This is a genomic window from Falsiroseomonas sp. HW251 (assembly GCF_050563545.1).
GTDB lineage: Bacteria > Pseudomonadota > Alphaproteobacteria > Acetobacterales > Acetobacteraceae > Falsiroseomonas.
The window spans coordinates 273,864-291,720 of the sequence record NZ_JBNXUM010000001.1; the positions used below are offsets into that span (position 1 = coordinate 273,864).

Sequence of the window (17,857 nt, forward strand, 5' to 3'; positions counted from 1 at the left end):
CCTGCCTCCCTCCGGCCGCTCTCGGCCGGAACCTGTTCCCGGCAGATCGCGACGCGGAACGGCCGTCTCAAGGGGTGGCGACCCCGGGCTGCGGCGGGGCTGCTCACGCCGCCTTCGGCAGGATGCGCCAGTTCTTCTCCGCCCAGTCGAAATAGAGGTCCCGCGCCTTGCGGGCGATCGGGCCGGGCTGCAGCGAGCGGCCGTTGTAGTTCGTGCAGGGCTGCACCTTGGCGTAGTTGCCGGTCGAGAAGATCTCGTCGGCGGTGTCGAGCTCCTCCGGCGTCACCGCGCGCTCCTCCACCGTCACGCCGGCCTGGCGCAGCAGGGCGATCACGCGCTGGCGCGTGATGCCGTTGAGGAAGGTGTTGTTCGGCGACGGCGTGACCACCACCCCGTCCTTGGCGAACATGATGTTGGCCGAGGCGAATTCGGCGACCAGGCCCTCGGCGTCGCACATCACGGCGTTGTCGAAGCCGCGCTCCGCCGCCCAGGCGCTGGCGCGCGCGCCGTTGGGATAGAGGCAGGCCGCCTTGGCGTCGGTCGGCGCCTGGTCCGGCGACGGGCGGCGGAAGGGCGCCAGCGTCGCCGAGAAGCCCGTGAAGCCCGGCAGCGGGCTGTCATAGATTGCCAGGATGAAGTCGGTGCTGTCGGGGTCGGGCCGCGCGCCGCCCAGCCCCTTGCGGATGAAGAACATCGGCCGGACATAGAGCTCCGCCTCCGGCCCCATCCTCGCGATGCCCTCGCGGCAGAGCGCCTCGATCTCCTCGGCGGTCCTGGTGGGCTTCATCAGCATCGCCCTAGCGGAGGCGACGCAGCGCTGGCAGTGGCGATCGAGGTCCGGCGCCACGCCCCTGATCGAGCGGCCGCCGTCGAAGATGACGCTGCCGAGCCACATCGCATGGTCCATCGGGCCCATGATCTTGGGCTCCTCGGCATACCACTTGCCGTCGTACCAGTAGACGCCGGCCATGTCGTTCTGCTCCCCTTGCTTGGCCCGGCTGTTCTGCCACGCGCCCGCGGGGCCGGGAAGGAGGCGAGGATGACGATCCATGCCGGCGGCTGCATCTGCGGCGCGATCCGATACGAGACGGAAGGCGCGCCGCTGCGCGTGACGGTGTGCCACTGCCGCTGGTGCCAGCGAGCCACCGGCACGGCCTACATGGTCGAACCCGTCTTCGACCTCGCGGCCTTCCGCGTCACGGAAGGCGAGCCCGCGACCTACGACCACCGGTCCGAAGGCAGCGGCAAGCTCGTCCATGTGCATTTCTGCCCGCGCTGCGGCACCAAGCTGTTCCTGACCTTCGAACGCTTCCCCGGCGCGGCCGGGATCTATGCCGGCACCTTCGACGAGCCCGACTGGATCGAGGTCCGCCCGTCGGAGGCCAATCACCTCTTCTGCGAGGTCGCCCGCCCCGACACGCTGCTGCCCGAGGGCACCCGGGCCTTCCCCGGCCATGCCCGCGCCCAGGACGGCGCGCTGAACGAGCCCCGCCTCGTGGAAACCGCCATGCCGGCGCGCCGCGTCTTCGGCTGAGCGCGGATTGCGCGCCCATCGCGCGGCGCCTAGGTTCCCGCCTGCAAACCGAAGTTCCAAGGGGAAGGAAGCGCGATGACGATCCACTTCGTCGTCCATGACGAGGGCGACAGCGTGGGCGTGGTGGTGGTGGAAGGCCTGAAGGCCGGCACGCGCCTCAACGGCTGGATCATGGACCAGGACCGCATGATCGAGTTCGACGCGAAGTCGGACATCCCGATCGGCCACAAGCTGGCGATCAAGGGCATCAGGTCGGGCGACACCATCATCAAGTACGGCGTCGACATTGGCCGCGCGGTGAAGGACATCGGCGCCGGCGAGCATCTGCACGTCCACAACGTCAAGACGAAGCGCTGGTAGGGGAAACGCCATCATGGGCATCGATCTGAAGGGCGCTTCCTTCGAGGGCTGGCGGCGCGAGAACGGCCGCATGGGCGTGCGCAACCACGTCATCATCCTGCCCGTGGACGACCTGTCCAACGCGGCGGCGGAGGCGGTGGCGAACAACATCAAGGGTGCCATGGCGATCCCGCACGCCTATGGCCGCCTGCAGTTCGGCGCGGACCTGGACCTCCATTTCCGCACGCTGATCGGCACCGGCACGAACCCCAACGTCGCCGGCGTCATCGTCGTCGGCATCGAACCCGGCTGGACCGGCAGGATCGTCGAGGGCATCGCAAAGTCCGGCAAGCCCGTCGAGGGCTTCGCCATCGAGCAGAACGGCGACATCAACACCATCGCCAACGCCTCGCGCGCCGCGTATCGCCTGGTCAAGCACGCGTCCCGCCTGAAGAAGACCAGGGCCGAGCTGACGGAGCTCTGGGTCAGCACGAAGTGCGGCGAATCCGACACCACGTCGGGCCTGGCGTCCTGCCCGACAGTAGGAAATGCCTTCGACAAGCTGTGGGAGAACGGCAACACGCTGGTCTTCGGCGAGACCAGCGAGATCACCGGCGGCGAGCACCTCGTCGCCAAGCGCTGCCGCACGCCGGAAATCGCCGCGCAGTTCATGGCGATGTTCGACCGCTACCAGCGCATGATCGAGGCGAACAAGACCAACGATCTCAGCGAGAGCCAGCCGACCAAGGGCAACATCGAGGGTGGCCTGACCACCATCGAGGAGAAGGCGCTCGGCAACATCCAGAAGATCGGCAGGAAGTGCCTGGTGGACGGGGTGCTGGACAAGGCGGAGGAGCCGACCGGTCCCGGCCTGTGGTTCATGGACAGCTCCTCGGCGGCGGCGGAGATGGTCACGCTCTGCGCGGCGTCGGGCTATGCCGTGCATTTCTTCCCGACGGGCCAGGGCAACGTCATCGGCAACCCGATCCTGCCGGTGATCAAGCTGACGGCGAACCCGCGCACGCAGCGCACGATGTCGGAGCACATCGACGTCGATGTCACGGGCCTGCTGCAGAAGCGCATGAACATGGACGACGCTGGCGAGGCGCTGCTGGACTGCATGCTGCGCACGGCGGATGGCGAGCTGACCGCGGCCGAACTGCTCGGCCACCGCGAGTTCAGCCTGACCAGGCTCTACGAAAGCGCCTGAGGCGCGTCGGCGAAGGGCGCTCCGTCCCCCGCTCATCGGCTCCCTCCCCCGCTAGCGGGGGAAGGAAAGCGAGGCCGGGGAGGAAGCGCGCCCCGCAACCCGCAACACCATCCCGAAACGCCCGCGAAGTCCGCGCGAAACGCGCGCCCGTCATCCTTCCGCCACCACGCAACCACCCGGAAGGACCCGCACCGATGACCGTCAAGCGCCCCGTCTTGGCCGTCCTGCTCTGCGTCTGGCTCGGCCTGCTCCTCGGCTTCGCCTTCGCCGAACCGACGCCTCAGCCGGAGCCCGTCCCGCTGTCATGGGTCGGCGAGGCGCTGGACCAGATGCCCTTCATCCTGGCCGGGCGCCGCTGACCCCCGCGCAGCCCGGCGCCACCTCCACCACGGCATAGCGCTCCGTGCGGAACGCCAGCCTGGGCGGCCGCGCGCCGCGCAGCCGCTCCGGCGTCTCGACCAGCCAGCCGATGCCGTTCGCGCAGGCATAGGCGATGTCGTCGCCCACGCCGCGCAGCGCCTGCACCTCGCGCAGCCGCGAGCTCCATTCCGCGTGGTAGTGCGGCGACCACTGCACAGCGCCGCCGCGCTTCCAGTCCACCCAGAAGCGCCGCCGCGCCCAGACCTGGATGTTGTGCGAATGCGGCGGCGTCGCCGCGGCCGGCACCAGCACCATCGCCTCCGCCGGCGTGCGCTCGCGCAGCCAGTCGCCGATCTCGCGCTGCGCCGCGGCGTCCCGCGTGCGGGCGGCGCGGGTCTCGGCGAACTCGGCCAGCCGCAGCGGCACCAGCGCGGCCAGCAGCGCCACCGCCGCCGCCGGCGCCCAGTCCGGCACCCAGCCCAGCCAGGCCGGCCGCGCTCGCCGCATCGCCAGCAGCGCACCGAGCGACACGACTGCGACCGGCATCGCCTTCAGCGACCCCCAGGCGATCGCCAGCATCGCGATCGCCGCGAGCCAGCGCCGCGCGGCGCCGCCCTGCTCCTCCAGCAGCGCCCGCGCTGTCGCCGCGACCACCGCCAGCGTCGCCAGGAAGGTCACCAGCCCCGACCCGATGCGCAGGGGATGCAGGTTCAGGATCGTCAGGGAATGCGTCACGTGCGGAAGCAGCCCGGCCAGCGCGAAGACCGCGGCGTAGCCGCAATACGCCCACAGCAGCACCCGCGCCCGCTTGCCCAGCAGCAGCAGCGCCAGCAGGCCCGCCACGGCGTTCAGCACCGCCCAGAGCCGGTCGCGCCAGGGCGCGAAGCTCACCCACCAATGCTCCGGCCAGTACGACCAGAGGAAATCCCGCCCGTCGAAGCCTGCGGCGGGCGGCGGCTGCGTCGCCAGCATCTGCCACACCCAGACCAGCGTCGGCGCGCCGACCAGCAGCGCGAGCACCAGGCCCAGCAGCCATTGCCGCACCAGGCGCCACCGCCCCGCCCGCTCCTTCGGCCACAGACCCAGCGCGCCCGTCAGCAGGCCGACCCCATGCGTCGCCGCGACGAAGCCGTTTATGCCGAACACCACGCCGTTCGCAGCCACCGCCGCCACGACATGCCCGCGGATCAGCGCCAGCAGCGACAGCAGGATCACCGGCCAGGTCACGCCGGAATGGCTGAAGAACCAATAGTAGAGGTCATGGCCGCCGACCCGCGACGTCCGGTGCAGCCCGTCCGCCAGCGCCAGCGCCAGCATCGCGACGGCGATCCCCGCCACGCCTCGCGGCCCGACCTCGCGGACCAGCAGCGCCGCGGTCAGCATCATCAGGAAGCGGCTGGCGATGTGGAGGATGAGGAACGCCTGCTCCGTCCCCGTCGCGGGCGCCATCAGCCCCGCCAGCGACCACACCCAGGACGCGAAGAATCGCAGCGACTGCACGAAGGCGTCGTTCGCGAAGGCGGGGTCGTCGAACCAGCCCTCGACGAAGGGCACCTGGAACAGGTTGTTGGACCAGCCGAAGACGAAGCCCTGCACCAGGATCGTCAGCGCCGCCGCCACCGCCGCGATCACGCAGAGCATCGGCAGGCCCACGGCAGCCGTCTCCGCCACGCCGTGCCGGGCGGCGCGCGCGGTTTTCGCCTCGGCCATGCCGATCCCTTCCCCAGACGCAGGCGCAACCGCGCGCGCCGCGGAAGGTTGCGCGGCCAGGCGGTCACGCGCGGCGGAGCGGGGCGCGATCACGGGCGCGTCATTTCATCCGAACGGATCACGCCGGACAGCGCGAAACGCGCGAAACCAAAAACGCCTTGGCGCAACATCGTCGTGAAACACGGGATCGGCATAGTGATCCCTACGAGATCCCGCCCTTCCAGGGTTCCCAGGAGGGCGGGTTGGGGTGGGGGCGGCGTCCCCCGGCAAAACGACTGCTCCCACCCCCCACCTTCCCCCTTCCAGCACGGATCGGCACGCGGCGGCAGCCCGGTTCTGCCCCGCCCGCGAAGCCCGCGACATCGCCCGCGAAACCGGCAACACGGGGCGAAGCACGGCTGAAACCTGAAGTCGCAATGATCCGGATCGCGGACGGCAGGAGCCGCCGCGGCGGACGGCATCGGGCCTTCCGCACCACGCCGGAGACCATGCCATGCGCCGCCTCGCCCTCGCCGCCGTCCTCGCCAGCCTCGCCGCCCCGGCCCTCGCCGGACCCGGACTCGTGCTCCAGGGCGTCAGCCTGAACGGCGTCGCGTTCAACGGAATCGCGATGAACGGGGCATCCCTCAACGGCCCCGTGCTGCAGGGCCGGACGTTCAACGGCACCGCGACGGACGCGGCCGCGGCAATCACCGCCCCCGCCGGCCTGACCCTGCCCACGGGCGAGCGCGCCGAGGCCCGCTGATCGCCGCCGCCATGCTCGTCCGGCTCCTGCTCCTCCTGCTCCTCGCCGCGCCCGCCGTCGCGCAGCCGCGGTTGACCCGGCTGGCGGCGGAGGGCGGCGACATCCGCGCCGAGCTCTCCGACGGCCGCGTGCTGCGCGGCGCCGATCTCGTCGGCGGCGTGCTGCATTTCGACGGGCTCGACATCCGGCTCGACGCCGCGCGCCGCGATGGCGGCGTCCCCGGCGCCGAGCCCGGCACCCCGGTCGCCGATGTCTGGCTCTTCCGCCTCTCGGCCCGCGCCGCCGGCGCCGCGCCCGACGCGCCCTGGGCCGAGTTCTGCGAGCCCGACCCGCAGGGCGAGCGGCTCGGCCTGGCGATGCCCGGGCCGGGCGGCGCGCTCGCCTTCACCTGCTCGGCCGGCGGCAACGGCAAGTGCATCCGCTTCGGCTACCGCCCCTGGGCGGCGCTGCCCGACGGACGCTCGCTCGGCCCCTTCCACGCGGCCTGCGTGAACCTGCTGCGCGCGGCCTATGGCGGCGGCGAGCACGGCTTCACCCGCGACGGCACGGCAGTGGACATCTACGACCGCGTCGGCATCCAATCCGCCGCCAACGACCCCGGCCAGGCGTTCGAGGCAGGCTGGGCGCCCGACGGCGCGGTCTGCGTCGCGCATCCCCGCATCCCGGAGAACGGCGACCTCGCCGCCATCGTCGCCGAGGTCCCGCGCCTGGCCGGCCGCACCGGCCCCGAGGCCTGCGACGAGGCGCGCGCCGCCGCCCTCGGCGCGCTGGTCTTCAACCGGTCCCGGCGACGGTAGCGCCGCGGCGCTTGTGCCCCGGCCCGCTGCCGCGCCAGTCTCCCGCCACCACACCGGGAGATGCCCATGCGCCGCCGCACGGCCCTGACGCTCGCCACCGCGCTCGCCCTGCCGGGGCCGGCCCGCGCGCAGGCCGGCTTTCCCGACCGCAATCCCCGCTACATCGTGCCCTTCCCGCCGGGCGGGCTGACCGACATCATGGCCCGCATCCTTGCGCAGCGGCTCGGCGAGGTCTGGGGCAAGGCCGTCGTCATCGACAACCGCGCCGGCGGCAACGCGCTGATCGGCGCCGATATGGCGGCGAAGGCGCCGCCCGACGGCCACACGCTGCTTGCCATCACGCTGACGCATGCCGTCAACGCGACGCTGTTCCCCCAGGCGCCCTACGATTTCCGCCGCGACTTCGCGACGGTCTCCATGCTGGGCTCGCTGCCGCTGGTCGTCGTCGTGAACGCCGAACGCAGCCCCGCGCAGAGCCTGGACGCGCTGATCCAGCTTGCGCGCACGCGCACGCTCAACGGCGGCAGCTCCGGCAACGGCTCGCCCCCGCATCTCGGGCTCGAACTGCTGCGCCGCGTATCGCGGGCCGGCGACAACATCGTGCACGTCCCCTATCGCGGCGGAGCGCCCTCGGTAACGGACCTCGCCGCCGGCAATCTCGACGTGATGGTGAGCAACCTGCCGGAATGCCTGGCGCAGATCCGCGGCGGCAGGCTGCGCCCGCTCGCCATCACCAGCGCCGAGCGGCATCCCCTGGTGCCGGAGGTGCCGACGGTGCGTGAGCTCGGCGTGCCGGAGCTCGAGATCACGAACTGGACCGCGGTGCTGACCCAGGCGGCGGTGCCGGCACCCCTGCTCGCCCGGCTGGAGCGCGACGTGCTGGCCGCGATGGCCGATCCGGACACCGCGAAGCGCGCGCGCGACGCGGGCTTCCAGGTGCTGGCCTGGGACAGCGCGCGGTCCACGCGGTATGTCCGGGAGGAGACGGATCGCTGGGCGACGCTCGTGACCGAGGCGCAGATCAAGCCCGATAGTTGATGTGCCCTCAGGCGGCGGGCGCGGCCTCCGGCCGCTTGCCTTCCGCGCCTGCGCGCTGTTGCGTCTGATCCTCCGTCCCGCCGCGCGCGGGGCCACCTTCGCGGCCCGAGGAGAAGAATGCCCCGCCTGACCCTGCCCGAAGCCGAGACCCTCGCTTGCGACGCGCTGCTGCGCGCCGGCGCCAACCCCCGTATGGCCGCGCTGACCGCAACCGCGCTGGTCGCTGCCGAATCCGAGGGCCAGTCCGGCCACGGCCTGTCCCGCGTGCCGCAATACGCGGCCTTCCTGCGCAACGGGCGCGCCGAGGGCAGCGCCGAGCCCGCCATCGCGAACCAGCGCGGCGGCGCCGTGCTGATCGATGCGCGCCATGGGCTGGCCTACCCCGCTCTCGCCCTGGCCGTGGAGGAAGCCGCGAGCCGCGCCGCCACCCACGGCATCGCTTTTGCCGGCATCGCGAACAGCCACCACGCCGGCGCGATGGGCCTGCCCGTCGCGGCGCTGGCCCGGCGCGGCCTGGTCGCGCTCGCCTTCACCAACTCGCCCGCCGCCATGCCCGTGCCGGGCGGGAAGCGCGCGCTGATGGGCACCAATCCCGTTGCCGCCGCCTTCCCCCGCCGCGGCGCCGATCCCCTGGTGATCGACATGGCGCTGAGCGAGGTCGCCCGCGGGAAGATTATGGTCGCGGCGAAGGAAGGCCGCCCGATCCCCGAGGGCTGGGCGCTCGATGCGGACGGCAACCCGACCACCGACGCCAAGGCCGCGCTGTCCGGTGCCATGCTCGCGATGGGCGGCGCCAAGGGCGCGCTGCTGGCCATGGTGGTCGAGCTTCTCTGCTGCGCGCTGACCGGCGCGGCCTTCGGCTTCGAGGCCGACAGCTTCTTCGAGGAACAGGGCAACCGCCCGCGCCTCGGCCAGGCGATCCTGGCGGTGGATCCCGGCGCGCTCGCCGGCGCCGACGCCTTCGCCACCAGGCTAGAGGCCTTCGTCGCGGCGATGGGCGCCGATCCCGGCGTGCGCCTGCCCGGCAGCCGCCGCCGCGGCCTCGCCGCCCGCGCCGCCGCCGACGGGATCGAGGTGCCAGAAAGCCTGCTGAAAGCCCTGATGGCATGACGGCGTGACCTTCGTGTAGGAAGACCGCCATGTCGCACCCGGCCTATTCCATTGGCGAACCGATCCCCGCCTTCCACGCCCGTGCCGAGGGCAACCCGCGCTTCGCCTTCGACACCGTCGCCGGGCGTTGGATGATGGTGCTGATCCCGGGCTCGCTCGGCGAGCCCGGCAAGGCCGAGCGGCTCGCCGCCGCCATCGCGCCGCATGCCGCGAAGCTCGACCTGACGAACGCCTACATGATCGTGATCGGCACTGACCCTGAGGACGAGCGGAGCGGCCGGCTGAAGGACGGGCAGGGAAGGCGCGTACTCTGGGACGACAGCGGCGCCGCCCGCCAGGCGCTGCGCGCGACGGAGCCGGACGGCACGCTGCGCATGGGCTGGATGCTGCTCGATCCCATGCTGCGCGTCTTCGGGATCTGGCCGCTCGAGAAGGGCGAGGACGCGATGCGGACGCTGGCGATGCTGCCGCCGCCCGCCCAGCACGCCGGCGTGCCGGTGCACGCGCCCGTGCTGATCGTCCCCCGCGTCTTCGAGCCCGCCTTCTGCCGCCGCCTGATCGACCTCTACGAGGCCCAGGGCGGCGACGAGAGCGGCTTCATGCGCGACGTCGACGGCAGGACCGTCGGCCTCACCGACCAGAGCCACAAGCGCCGCAAGGACTGCCTCATCGAGGACGAGACGCTGCAGGCGGCCTTCCGCGCCAGGCTGACCGCGCGGCTCAGCCCCGAGATCCGCCGCGCCTTCAACTTCAACCCGACGCGGATCGAGCGCTACATCGTCGCCTGCTACGACGGCGCCGACAGGGGCTTCTTCCGCGCGCATCGCGACAACACCACGCTCGGTACCGCGCATCGCCGCTTCGCCGTCACCATCAACCTCAACACTGGCGACTACGAGGGCGGCGAGCTCTGCTTCCCCGAATTCGGGCCGCAGACCTATGTCGCGCCGGCCGGCGGCGCGGTTGTGTTTTCCTGCGCCCTGCTGCATGAGGCGCGGCCGGTCACGAAGGGCCGCCGCTACGCGACGCTGCCCTTCCTCTACGACGACGCCGCGGCGAGGATCCGCGAGGAGAATGCGAAGTTCCTCGCGATCGAGGCGGCAAGGACCGAGGCCGCGCCGGCCTGAATTCCCGGTGCGCACAGCGCCGGAAGGCTGGAACGATGAAGGACACCACCCCCTGGCCGCGGCCGCAGGACACCGACCGCGTCGCCGGCGTGGCGGCGGTGGAGGCGGTCTTCGCCAGGCGCCCGGACGACGTGCTGCGGCTGTTCTACGTCGCGGAGCGCCGCAAGGAAGCCGGCCCGCTCTGCAAGGTCATGGCCGCCGCCCGCAAGCCCTATCGCGAGGTACCTCCGGACGAGCTTTCCCGGATTGCCGGCACCGGGCACCACGGCGGCATCGTCGCCGTTGCCCTGATCAAGCCGGTGCCGGAACTCGGCGCGCCCTTCCCGGCGGAACTGCTGTCGCAGCGCGTGCTGCCGGTGCTGGACGGCGTGGGCAACCCGCACAACCTCGGCGCGATCGCACGGTCCGCCGCCTTCTTCGGCTGCGCGGGCATGCTGGTCTCCGGCGATCCGCGGCAGGCCGGCCTGTCGGACGCGGCCTATCGCACGGCGGAAGGCGGGCTGGAGCATCTCTCGCTGTTCCGGGTGCCGAACCTGCCCGTCGCGCTGCGCGCGATGGGCCCGCGTTTCACCACGGTCGCCGCGGTGTCGAAGGGCGGCGTCGCGCCGGAGAAGCTGCCCCGGACGAAACCCTTCGCGCTGGTGCTGGGCAACGAGGAGGAAGGCCCGACGCCGCCTGTCGTCGCGGCCTGCGCGCAGCGCGTGACCCTGCCGGGATCGGGCGCGGTGGAAAGCCTGAACGTCTCGGTGGCCGCGGCCGTGCTGATCCACGCTCTGAAATCCTTGTCCGCGTGACCGTCGATCTCCTGGTGATCGGCGCGGGCGCGGCCGGCATCGCCGCTGCGCGCGCCGCGCTTGCCGCGGGAAGGAGCGTCCGCGTGCTGGAAGCCCGTGACCGCGTCGGCGGCCGCGCGCTGACCGACCACTCGCTCGGCGTCCCCTTCGACCTCGGCGCGACCTGGCTGCACGCGGCGGAGCAGAACCCGCTGGTGCCGCTCGCGCCCACCGTCGGCGTGGCGCTGGTGGACAGCGACGCGCTGCGCAACGAGATCACCTTCGCCGGCATGCGGCCCGTCACCCCGGCCGAGGACGCTGCCTATGGCGTGGCGTGGAACGCCTTCGAGGCCGCGATCGAGGCGCGCGCCGCGCGGGGCCCCGACATCCCTGCGGCCGACGCCGCACCCTCGGGCGGCCCCTGGGACGCCACCATCGCGGCCTGGCAGGGCGAGGTCATCGCCGCCGCGCCGCTCGCCGCCATCAGCCTGCACGATTTCGCCGCGACGCTGCTGGAAGGCGGCAACCGCCTGCCGGAGGGCGGCATGGGCGCGCTGCTGGAACGCCTCGGCGCCGGCCTGCCCGTGACGCTGTCCGCCCCCGTCGCGACGCTGCGCTGGGGCGGCGCCGAGGCGGTGGCGGAAGGCCCCTTCGGCACGCTCCGTGCCCGCGCCGTGATCTGCACCCTCCCCACCCCGCTGCTGTCGGCCGGCGCGATCCGCTTCGACCCCGCCCTGCCGGCCGAGGTGATGCAGGCCGCGCATGACCTGCCGCTCGGTCGCGCCATCAAGGTCGGGCTGCACGCCGCCGGCGAGGACCGGCTCGGCCTGCCCGCCCACACCTCCACCGACCGCCAGGTGCGGCCGGGGGAGGCGATGGTGCCGATCACCTTCTGGCCGCGCAGCCAGCCCATCGCGCATGGCTGGATCGGCGCGGGCGTCGCGCCCGACATCGAGCGCGAAGGCCCCGCCGCGGCCGAGGCGCTGATGCGCGAGGAGATCGCGAAGCGCCTCGGCCACGACGCCCCGCGCGCCTTCCGCCCCGGCGCGCTGGTCTCGGCCTGGGGCACCGACCCGCTGGCCCGCGGCGTCTACAGCCACGCCCGGGTCGGCGCCGCCGGCGCGCGCGCCGTGCTGGCCGCGCCGCTGGCCGGCGGGCGCCTGGTCTTCGCCGGGGAGGCCTGCCACCCCACGCTGGCCGGGACCGTCGGCGGCGCCTGGCTGTCGGGCGAGGCGGGGGCGGGCATCGCGCTCGCCGCTTGACCCGACGCGGCGGCAGACCGACTTGATGGCGGCATGAGTGACGCCGCCGCCTTCGAGACCCGCGACGACGGCGGCGCCAGGGTGCTGGCGCTGTCCGGCCGGCTCGACACCGGCGACGCCGCCGAGATCTGGTCCCGCTTGGTGCGGGAAGCCGCGTCCGGCGGCGCGGTGATAGACCTCGCGCGGCTGGAGGCGGTGGACACCACCGGCGCCACCCTGCTGCTCGTCGCCGAGGCCGCCGCGCCGGGCAACGCCATCCGCAACGCCTCGCCCCGCGTCGCCGACGTGCTGGCCCGGGTCCGCACGGCGCGCGACGCGCCGCAGCCGAAGCCGCCTGCGCGGCTCGGCCCGCTGACGCTGTTGGGCCGCATGACCTGGAACGCCGGGCGGGCAGGGCTCGACTCCGTCGCCTTCCTCGGCGAGCTCACGCTGATCGCGCTCGGCACGCTGGCGCGACCGTGGCGGCTGCGCTTCCGCGAGGTGCTGCGCCACCTCGACGAGGCCGGCACGCGCGCCTTCCCGCTGACGGTCCTGCTGGGATTCCTGCTCGGCGTGATCCTCGCCTTCCAGTCGGCCATCCCGCTGCGCCGCTTCGGCGCGGAGATCTTCGTGCCCAACCTCGTCGGCATCTCGCTGCTGCGCGAGCTCGGGCCGCTGATGGCGGGCGTGATCCTGTCGGGGCGCACCGGCAGCGCCTATGCCGCCGAGCTCGGCACGATGAGCGTGAACGAGGAGGTCGCGGCGCTGCGCGTCATGGGCATCGACCCGATGGCGCTGCTGGTGCTGCCGCGCGTGCTGGCGGGCGTGATCGTGATGCCGGTGCTCTCGCTGCTGCTGACCCTGGCGGGCCTGGCCGGCATGGCGCTGATCATGGGCGTCTTCGGCTTTCCGCTGACCACCGTGCTGAACCAGCTGTCGCAATGGCTGGAGCTGACGGACCTGATGGGCGGGCTGCTCAAGGCCTGCTTCTTCGGCCTGGCGATCGCGGCGATCGGCTGCCGCGCGGGACTGGGTGCGGGGCGCGGCCCGCGCGCGGTCGGCGACGCGGCGACGGGCGCGGTGGTCGGCGGGATCGTCTCGATCATCCTGCTGGATGGCCTCTTTGCCGTGATCTACGAGAGGCTCGGCCTTTGAGCCCGGATGCGCTTCCCGCCTCGGCGCCGGCGAACGCCACCGACGAGGTGGTGATCAGGTGCGAGGGCATTGCGGCCGGCTTCGACGACCGCATCCTCTTCAAGGACGTCTCCTTCGAGGTGAAGCGCGGCGAGGTCTTCGTGATCCTCGGCGGCTCGGGCTGCGGCAAGTCCACGCTGCTCAAGCTGATGATCGGGCTGATCCCGCCGCGTGCCGGCCGCGTGTCCATCCTGGGCGCCGATGTCTGGTCCACCGGCGGCGCCGATCGCCTTGCGTTGCTGCAGCGGATCGGTGTCATGTGGCAGCAGGGCGCGTTGTTCGGATCGCAGACGCTGCTGGAGAATGTCGAGATGCCGCTGGCCGAGCACACCGCGCTGCGCCCCGAGGCGCGGGACGCGGTGGCGCGCGTCAAGCTCGGCCTGGTCGGCCTGTCGGAAGCCGCGGACCGCCTGCCGGCCGAGATCTCGGGCGGCATGCTGAAGCGCGCGGGCGTCGCGCGCGCGCTGGCGCTCGATCCGCCGATCCTCTTCCTGGACGAGCCCTCGGCCGGCCTCGACCCCATCACCTCGGCGGGGCTGGATGCCATGATCAGGGATCTCGCGGCCACGCTCGGCACCACCTTCGTCGTGGTCACGCATGAGCTCGCCTCGATCCTGGCGATCGGCGACCGGTGCATCATGCTCGACAAGGACGCCCAGGGCGTGATCGCGGCGGGCGATCCGCGGAAGCTCCGCGACGAGAGCACGAACCCGACCGTGCGCGCCTTCTTCCGGCGCGAGGCCGCATGAAGGTCGTGCGGGCGAACAGACTGACCTGCGGCCCGTGCAACGGGCCGAGGCCGCGAATGGGGCTCGCCGCCTGTGCGGTGAAGCCAGGCGCCGCGGCGCGCCGGCGCTTGAGGGCGACGATGCGGCAGCGTCGTCGCTTCGCAAGATGAAGGGCACCAGCCTCTATCTCCGCGTTGGCCTGCTGGTCATCGCCGGCGTCCTGCTCGGCACGGGCTTCGCGGTCTTCCTGCTCGGCAAGGGCAGCCAGGGCCCGGCGCAGATCTTCGAGACCTATTCCGCGGAATCCGTCCAGGGCCTCGATACCGGCGCGCCGGTGCGATATCGCGGCGTGCAGATCGGCCGCGTGACCGAGTTGCGCCTGGCCTCCACGGTCTATGGCCGGCCGCAGGGCGTGCCTTTCAGCCAGGCCTTCCAGCTCGTGATGATCCGCTTCGCCGTGCAGACCGACCAGATCGGCGAGGTGCCGAGCACCGCGGAGGCGATCCGGCTGGGGCTGCGCGCGCGCATCGCCGCGCAGGGCATCACCGGCGTGAACTACCTCGAGCTCGACTTCGTGCAGAACGCCGAGCGCTTCCCCCCGATCGACGTGCCCTGGACGCCGCGCTTCGCCGTCATCCCGTCCATCCCCTCCACCGTCGCGCAGGTCCGCGGCGCGGCGGAGACGCTGATCGACCGCCTGTCGCAGATCCCGCTCGAGCAGATCGCGGGCGACCTTGCGAAGCTCGTCGGCAGCCTCAGCCAGCAGACCACCAGCGGCGACCTCGCGCAGACATTGCGGGAGACCGCGCAGACCATGGCCCGCGTGCGCGCCATCATGGACAGCGGCGAGATCCAGCAGACGCTGACGGATTTCCGCCGCACCGCGGAATCCGCACAGTCCGTCGCGGCCTCGCCCGAGCTGCGCCGCGCCATGGCCTCGGCCGCGGCGGCAGCGGATGAGCTGCGCCGCAGCGCGGAGCGCCTGCCCGGCACGCTGCAGAGCTTCGAACGCACCATGCGCACCGCGCGGGAGACGACGACCGACGTGCAAGCCGACCTGCTGCCCATCCTGAACGACCTGCGCGCCACCACCGCCAGCCTGCGCGCGACGGCGGATGCGCTGCGCGCCTCGCCCTCGCAGTTCCTGCTCGGCGCGCCGCCGCCGGCGCCGACGGACCGGCGGCGATGAGCGACATGGAAATGCTGCGGAACTTGCGGCCCGTGAAACGGGCCGAGGCCGCGAATGCGGCCCGCCGCTTGTGCGGCGAGCCAAGGTGGCGGAGCCGCCGCCCGGCCTTTGAGGGCCTGGTATGACCCGTCGCGCGCTGCTGCTGCTGCCGCTGCTGGCAGGCTGCTCGGTGCTGCCGGAGCGGCCCTTCGTGCCGGTGCGGCGCTTCAACCTCGACCCGCAGCGGCCGACGTCGCGCGCCGCGCCGCGCGGCGCGGCGGTGGTGCTGCTGCGGCGGGTGCGCGGCGTCCCCGGGCTGCAGGATCTCGGCCTGCGCGTCGCCAATCCCGACGGATCCTATTCGATCGCGGTCTACGACCAGTGGCTGGCCCCGCCCGGCGAGCTGGCCGAGGCCGCGCTGCGCGCCTGGCTGCAGGCGTCGGGGCTGTTCAGGGCCGTGGTGCTGCCGGGCAGCCGCGCCGAGGCGACGCTCGCGATCGAGGCGCAGCTGACCGTGCTGGAAGCCGCGCCGGATGCGGAGGAAGCCCGCGCGGGCCTGGCCGGCGTGCTGCTGCGCGAGGGCGCGAGCGGGTCGTCCATCGTGACGGCCTTCCAGGTCCGCGGCCGCGCGCCGATGGCCCGCGATGCGGATGCGGCGGGCCAGGCGGAGGCGATGGAGAAGGCGCTGGGGGACGCGTTTGCGGAGTTGGAGAGAGCGCTGTTGCGGGGCGCGCGGTAGCCCGCGATCGGCCTGAGTGTGCTCACCGAAGGTGGGCGCGCCAGGCCGTGAATCGCCGGGCCAAGGAAAGCTGGACCCGTATCGCGGTGACGACAGTCAGCCCGCTACGGGTCTAGACGATCCGACCGCCCTCTACGGGGGCGTCGCAGGGTGCGGGCCGGACGCCTTGGCCAGCGCCACCGCCTCCCGCACCACCTCGGTGTCCCCGACATGATTGGCCAGGATCAGCACGAGCTTCGCATCCAGCTTGCGCGACTCCTCCGCACTCAGCCCGCGATGCGCCTCGACCAGCAGCGCGAACAGCGCATCCGGATCGGCCAGCCAAGGCCGCGTGTCCAAGGCCATCACGCCACCTCCCGCCCCAGCGCGCGATCATGGGCCACGCGGATCGCCGCGACATCAGGCACGTCGAACCGCGCCGCGACATGCTGGTCCGGCCGCAGCAGCACCGCCCCGCCCGGCTTCACGCCATAGCGCGCCAGCGCCAACCCGCTGTGGTCCCACAGCGTGCCGCGCGCTTCCTCCGCGCTGACGAAGACCGGCTCAAGCCCGTCCCACAGCGAACCGACCAGCGCCGCATCCACGGGCCCGAAGACCAGCAGCTGGAACCCGTAGCCGAGATGCCGCAGCAGCCAGTCCGGCTTCCCCGCGCGCATCACCGGCGCATCCGGCGCGGGGAAGCCCGGCCCCGCGCCCGGCCCTTCGTCCGGCGTGCTCAGCGGCGTCGCGACATAGCGGTGCGGCCGCGACAGCCGCCCCGAATTCACCAGCGGCCGCGCGAAGCCGTGCTGCGCGGCAAGCTCCAGCACCGCGTCGCGATAGGCGCGCGCGGCTTCCGTCTTCGGCGTGATGAAGTCGGTGCTGCGCGTGGAGTTCAGGATGTTCTCGTCATTCGCCGGGATGCGCTCGGCGTCGTAGGTGTCGAGCAGCGCTTCCGGCGCCTCTCCCTTCAGCACCGCCGCCAGCTTCCAACCCAGGTTGTCCGCGTCCTGCACGCCGGCATTGCCGCCGCGCGCGCCGAAGGGGCTGACCTGGTGCGCGGCGTCGCCGGCGAAGATCACGCGGCCATGCCGGAAGCGCTCGAGCCGGCGGCAGCGGAAGGTGTAGACGCTGACCCATTCCAGCTCGAACGGCACGTCGGGCCCAAGCATCGCGCGCACGCGCGGGGTCACCTTCTCCGGCTTCTTCTCCTCATCGGGGTCGGCGTCCCAGCCGAGCTGGAAGTCGATGCGCCAGACATCGTCGGGCTGCTTGTGCAGCAGGACCGACTGGTTGGGATGGAAGGGCGGGTCGAACCAGAACCAGCGCTCCGTCGGGAAGCCGACATCACCTCGGATCACCACGTCGGCGATCAGGAAGCGGTCGCGGAAGACCTGGCCGGCGAAGGGCAGCCCCATGCTCTCGCGGATGAAGCTGCGCGCGCCGTCGCAGGCCAGCAGCCAGTCCGCGTGCAGCGCGTAGTCGCCGTCCGGCGTCTCCACCGCCAGCCGCGCGCCGTCCCCGCCCAGCGCCACCGCGGCGATGCGGTGCTTCCAGCGGATCTCGACGCCGGCTTCGCCGCAGGCCCGCACCAGCCATTCCTCCGCGTAGTATTGCTGGAGGTTCACGAAGGCCGGGTATTCGTGGCCTTCCTCCGGCAGCAGGTCGAAGGCATAGGCTTCGGTCCCGCGGTGGAAGACCCGCCCCGTCTTCCAGGTGATCCCCTTCTCCAGGAAAGCGGCGCCGATGCCGAGCCGCCCGAAGATCTCGAGCGTGCGCTTGGCGAAGCAGATCGCGCGCGACCCGAAGGAGACGGTGTCGTCCTCATCCAGCACCACGGCCTTCACGCCGCGCCGCGCGAGGTCGAGCGCGAGGGTCAGCCCGACCAGCCCCGCGCCGGCGATGACGACGCGCTGCCGGTCCTCGGCGCCGGGGCGGGGCGCGGCGGGGTAGCGCGGGCTGGCGTAGGTCAGTGGCATCGCGGCCTTCTAATCCCTCGATCACGGCGCGCGGACCGTGCCGGCGACAGCATCCCGCCCCCCCGGCCTTGCATCGCATTCCGTCG

19 protein-coding genes are annotated in these 17,857 nt (G+C 72.7%); 15 read left to right on the plus strand and 4 right to left on the minus strand.

Annotated elements, in window-relative coordinates:
* Positions 1 to 103 precede the first annotated feature (103 nt).
* The gene (locus tag ACLF3M_RS01380; protein ID WP_430655044.1) at positions 104 to 970 is read right to left on the minus strand and encodes a branched-chain amino acid aminotransferase; all 867 of its coding nucleotides are present in this window, start codon (positions 968 to 970) and stop codon (positions 104 to 106) included.
* A 69-nt stretch (positions 971 to 1,039) separates the two neighbouring features.
* Here ACLF3M_RS01380 and ACLF3M_RS01385 point away from each other — a divergent pair, with 69 nt between their 5' ends.
* The 4 genes from ACLF3M_RS01385 (at position 1,040) to ACLF3M_RS01400 (ending at position 3,442) form a co-directional block, all read left to right on the plus strand.
* Positions 1,040 to 1,534 carry a GFA family protein gene (locus ACLF3M_RS01385; RefSeq protein ID WP_430655045.1) on the plus strand — a complete coding sequence of 165 codons (495 nt, stop codon included), beginning with the start codon at positions 1,040 to 1,042 and terminating at the stop codon, positions 1,532 to 1,534.
* 75 nt (positions 1,535 to 1,609) lie between these two features.
* Positions 1,610 to 1,894 carry a UxaA family hydrolase gene (locus ACLF3M_RS01390; RefSeq protein ID WP_430655046.1) on the plus strand — a complete coding sequence of 95 codons (285 nt, stop codon included), beginning with the start codon at positions 1,610 to 1,612 and terminating at the stop codon, positions 1,892 to 1,894.
* 13 nt (positions 1,895 to 1,907) lie between these two features.
* Positions 1,908 to 3,083, plus strand: a complete 1,176-nt coding sequence (locus ACLF3M_RS01395) for a UxaA family hydrolase (RefSeq protein ID WP_430655047.1) — start codon at positions 1,908 to 1,910, stop codon at positions 3,081 to 3,083.
* Between the two features lie 194 nt (positions 3,084 to 3,277).
* Positions 3,278 to 3,442: a hypothetical protein gene (locus tag ACLF3M_RS01400; RefSeq protein WP_430655048.1), complete on the plus strand. Its 165-nt coding sequence runs from the start codon at positions 3,278 to 3,280 to the stop codon at positions 3,440 to 3,442.
* Here the strand turns inward: ACLF3M_RS01400 and ACLF3M_RS01405 are convergent.
* Positions 3,420 to 5,153 (minus strand): DUF6798 domain-containing protein, encoded by a 1,734-nt coding sequence (locus ACLF3M_RS01405; RefSeq protein WP_430655049.1) that lies wholly within the window; start codon positions 5,151 to 5,153, stop codon positions 3,420 to 3,422. The genes ACLF3M_RS01400 and ACLF3M_RS01405 overlap by 23 nt on opposite strands.
* Before the next feature lie 493 nt (positions 5,154 to 5,646).
* Between ACLF3M_RS01405 and ACLF3M_RS01410 the strand changes: the two genes are divergently transcribed.
* From ACLF3M_RS01410 to ACLF3M_RS01460, 11 genes are all read left to right on the plus strand, one after another.
* Entirely contained in the window at positions 5,647 to 5,898 is a 252-nt protein-coding gene (locus ACLF3M_RS01410; protein WP_430655050.1) for a hypothetical protein, read from the plus strand.
* An 11-nt stretch (positions 5,899 to 5,909) separates the two neighbouring features.
* Positions 5,910 to 6,695, plus strand: coding sequence for an ADYC domain-containing protein (locus ACLF3M_RS01415; protein WP_430655051.1), 786 nt, complete (start codon positions 5,910 to 5,912; stop codon positions 6,693 to 6,695).
* A 66-nt stretch (positions 6,696 to 6,761) separates the two neighbouring features.
* Positions 6,762 to 7,733: a Bug family tripartite tricarboxylate transporter substrate binding protein gene (locus tag ACLF3M_RS01420; protein WP_430655052.1), complete on the plus strand. Its 972-nt coding sequence runs from the start codon at positions 6,762 to 6,764 to the stop codon at positions 7,731 to 7,733.
* 117 nt (positions 7,734 to 7,850) lie between these two features.
* Positions 7,851 to 8,843, plus strand: a complete 993-nt coding sequence (locus ACLF3M_RS01425; protein ID WP_430655053.1) for an Ldh family oxidoreductase — start codon at positions 7,851 to 7,853, stop codon at positions 8,841 to 8,843.
* A 29-nt stretch (positions 8,844 to 8,872) separates the two neighbouring features.
* A complete protein-coding gene (locus ACLF3M_RS01430) occupies positions 8,873 to 9,970 on the plus strand; it encodes a 2OG-Fe(II) oxygenase family protein (RefSeq protein ID WP_430655054.1) in 1,098 nt (365 codons plus the stop codon).
* A gap of 35 nt (positions 9,971 to 10,005) precedes the next feature.
* Complete coding sequence (locus ACLF3M_RS01435) at positions 10,006 to 10,764, plus strand: TrmH family RNA methyltransferase (RefSeq protein WP_430655055.1); 759 nt, start codon at positions 10,006 to 10,008, stop codon at positions 10,762 to 10,764.
* Positions 10,761 to 12,005 carry a flavin monoamine oxidase family protein gene (locus tag ACLF3M_RS01440; protein WP_430655056.1) on the plus strand — a complete coding sequence of 415 codons (1,245 nt, stop codon included), beginning with the start codon at positions 10,761 to 10,763 and terminating at the stop codon, positions 12,003 to 12,005. Before ACLF3M_RS01435 ends, ACLF3M_RS01440 begins: the two co-directional genes overlap by 4 nt.
* Positions 12,006 to 12,038: 33 nt before the next feature.
* Positions 12,039 to 13,139 carry an ABC transporter permease gene (locus tag ACLF3M_RS01445; RefSeq protein WP_430655057.1) on the plus strand — a complete coding sequence of 367 codons (1,101 nt, stop codon included), beginning with the start codon at positions 12,039 to 12,041 and terminating at the stop codon, positions 13,137 to 13,139.
* A gap of 47 nt (positions 13,140 to 13,186) precedes the next feature.
* Positions 13,187 to 13,927: an ABC transporter ATP-binding protein gene (locus ACLF3M_RS01450; protein WP_430655145.1), complete on the plus strand. Its 741-nt coding sequence runs from the start codon at positions 13,187 to 13,189 to the stop codon at positions 13,925 to 13,927.
* Positions 13,928 to 14,072: 145 nt separating this feature from the next.
* Positions 14,073 to 15,095, plus strand: coding sequence for an MlaD family protein (locus tag ACLF3M_RS01455; RefSeq protein WP_430655058.1), 1,023 nt, complete (start codon positions 14,073 to 14,075; stop codon positions 15,093 to 15,095).
* A 121-nt stretch (positions 15,096 to 15,216) separates the two neighbouring features.
* Entirely contained in the window at positions 15,217 to 15,813 is a 597-nt protein-coding gene (locus tag ACLF3M_RS01460) for an ABC-type transport auxiliary lipoprotein family protein (RefSeq protein WP_430655059.1), read from the plus strand.
* A gap of 132 nt (positions 15,814 to 15,945) precedes the next feature.
* Here ACLF3M_RS01460 and ACLF3M_RS01465 read toward each other — a convergent pair whose 3' ends face one another.
* Both ACLF3M_RS01465 and ACLF3M_RS01470 read right to left on the minus strand, forming a co-directional pair.
* Complete coding sequence (locus ACLF3M_RS01465; protein WP_430655060.1) at positions 15,946 to 16,158, minus strand: DUF2783 domain-containing protein; 213 nt, start codon at positions 16,156 to 16,158, stop codon at positions 15,946 to 15,948.
* On the minus strand, positions 16,158 to 17,771 hold the full coding sequence (locus ACLF3M_RS01470) for an FAD-dependent oxidoreductase (protein ID WP_430655061.1): 1,614 nt from the start codon (positions 17,769 to 17,771) through the stop codon (positions 16,158 to 16,160). Before ACLF3M_RS01470 ends, ACLF3M_RS01465 begins: the two co-directional genes overlap by 1 nt.
* Between the last annotated feature and the right edge of the window lie 86 nt (positions 17,772 to 17,857).

Excerpts from the sequence above, each read along its gene's own strand:
- ACLF3M_RS01465 (WP_430655060.1), bottom strand. The coding sequence starts at position 16,158 with ATGGCCTTGGACACGCGGCCTTGGCTGGCCGATCCGGATGCGCTGTTC.
- ACLF3M_RS01430 (WP_430655054.1), top strand. The coding sequence starts at position 8,873 with ATGTCGCACCCGGCCTATTCCATTGGCGAACCGATCCCCGCCTTCCAC.
- ACLF3M_RS01385 (WP_430655045.1), top strand. The coding sequence starts at position 1,040 with ATGACGATCCATGCCGGCGGCTGCATCTGCGGCGCGATCCGATACGAG.
- ACLF3M_RS01455 (WP_430655058.1), top strand. The coding sequence starts at position 14,073 with ATGAAGGGCACCAGCCTCTATCTCCGCGTTGGCCTGCTGGTCATCGCC.
- ACLF3M_RS01395 (WP_430655047.1), top strand. The coding sequence starts at position 1,908 with ATGGGCATCGATCTGAAGGGCGCTTCCTTCGAGGGCTGGCGGCGCGAG.
- ACLF3M_RS01435 (WP_430655055.1), top strand. The coding sequence starts at position 10,006 with ATGAAGGACACCACCCCCTGGCCGCGGCCGCAGGACACCGACCGCGTC.
- ACLF3M_RS01445 (WP_430655057.1), top strand. The coding sequence starts at position 12,039 with ATGAGTGACGCCGCCGCCTTCGAGACCCGCGACGACGGCGGCGCCAGG.
- ACLF3M_RS01420 (WP_430655052.1), top strand. The coding sequence starts at position 6,762 with ATGCGCCGCCGCACGGCCCTGACGCTCGCCACCGCGCTCGCCCTGCCG.
- ACLF3M_RS01380 (WP_430655044.1), bottom strand. The coding sequence starts at position 970 with ATGGCCGGCGTCTACTGGTACGACGGCAAGTGGTATGCCGAGGAGCCC.
- ACLF3M_RS01425 (WP_430655053.1), top strand. The coding sequence starts at position 7,851 with ATGCCCCGCCTGACCCTGCCCGAAGCCGAGACCCTCGCTTGCGACGCG.
- ACLF3M_RS01415 (WP_430655051.1), top strand. The coding sequence starts at position 5,910 with ATGCTCGTCCGGCTCCTGCTCCTCCTGCTCCTCGCCGCGCCCGCCGTC.
- ACLF3M_RS01460 (WP_430655059.1), top strand. The coding sequence starts at position 15,217 with ATGACCCGTCGCGCGCTGCTGCTGCTGCCGCTGCTGGCAGGCTGCTCG.
- ACLF3M_RS01470 (WP_430655061.1), bottom strand. The coding sequence starts at position 17,771 with ATGCCACTGACCTACGCCAGCCCGCGCTACCCCGCCGCGCCCCGCCCC.
- ACLF3M_RS01400 (WP_430655048.1), top strand. The coding sequence starts at position 3,278 with ATGACCGTCAAGCGCCCCGTCTTGGCCGTCCTGCTCTGCGTCTGGCTC.
- ACLF3M_RS01410 (WP_430655050.1), top strand. The coding sequence starts at position 5,647 with ATGCGCCGCCTCGCCCTCGCCGCCGTCCTCGCCAGCCTCGCCGCCCCG.
- ACLF3M_RS01390 (WP_430655046.1), top strand. The coding sequence starts at position 1,610 with ATGACGATCCACTTCGTCGTCCATGACGAGGGCGACAGCGTGGGCGTG.
- ACLF3M_RS01405 (WP_430655049.1), bottom strand. The coding sequence starts at position 5,153 with ATGGCCGAGGCGAAAACCGCGCGCGCCGCCCGGCACGGCGTGGCGGAG.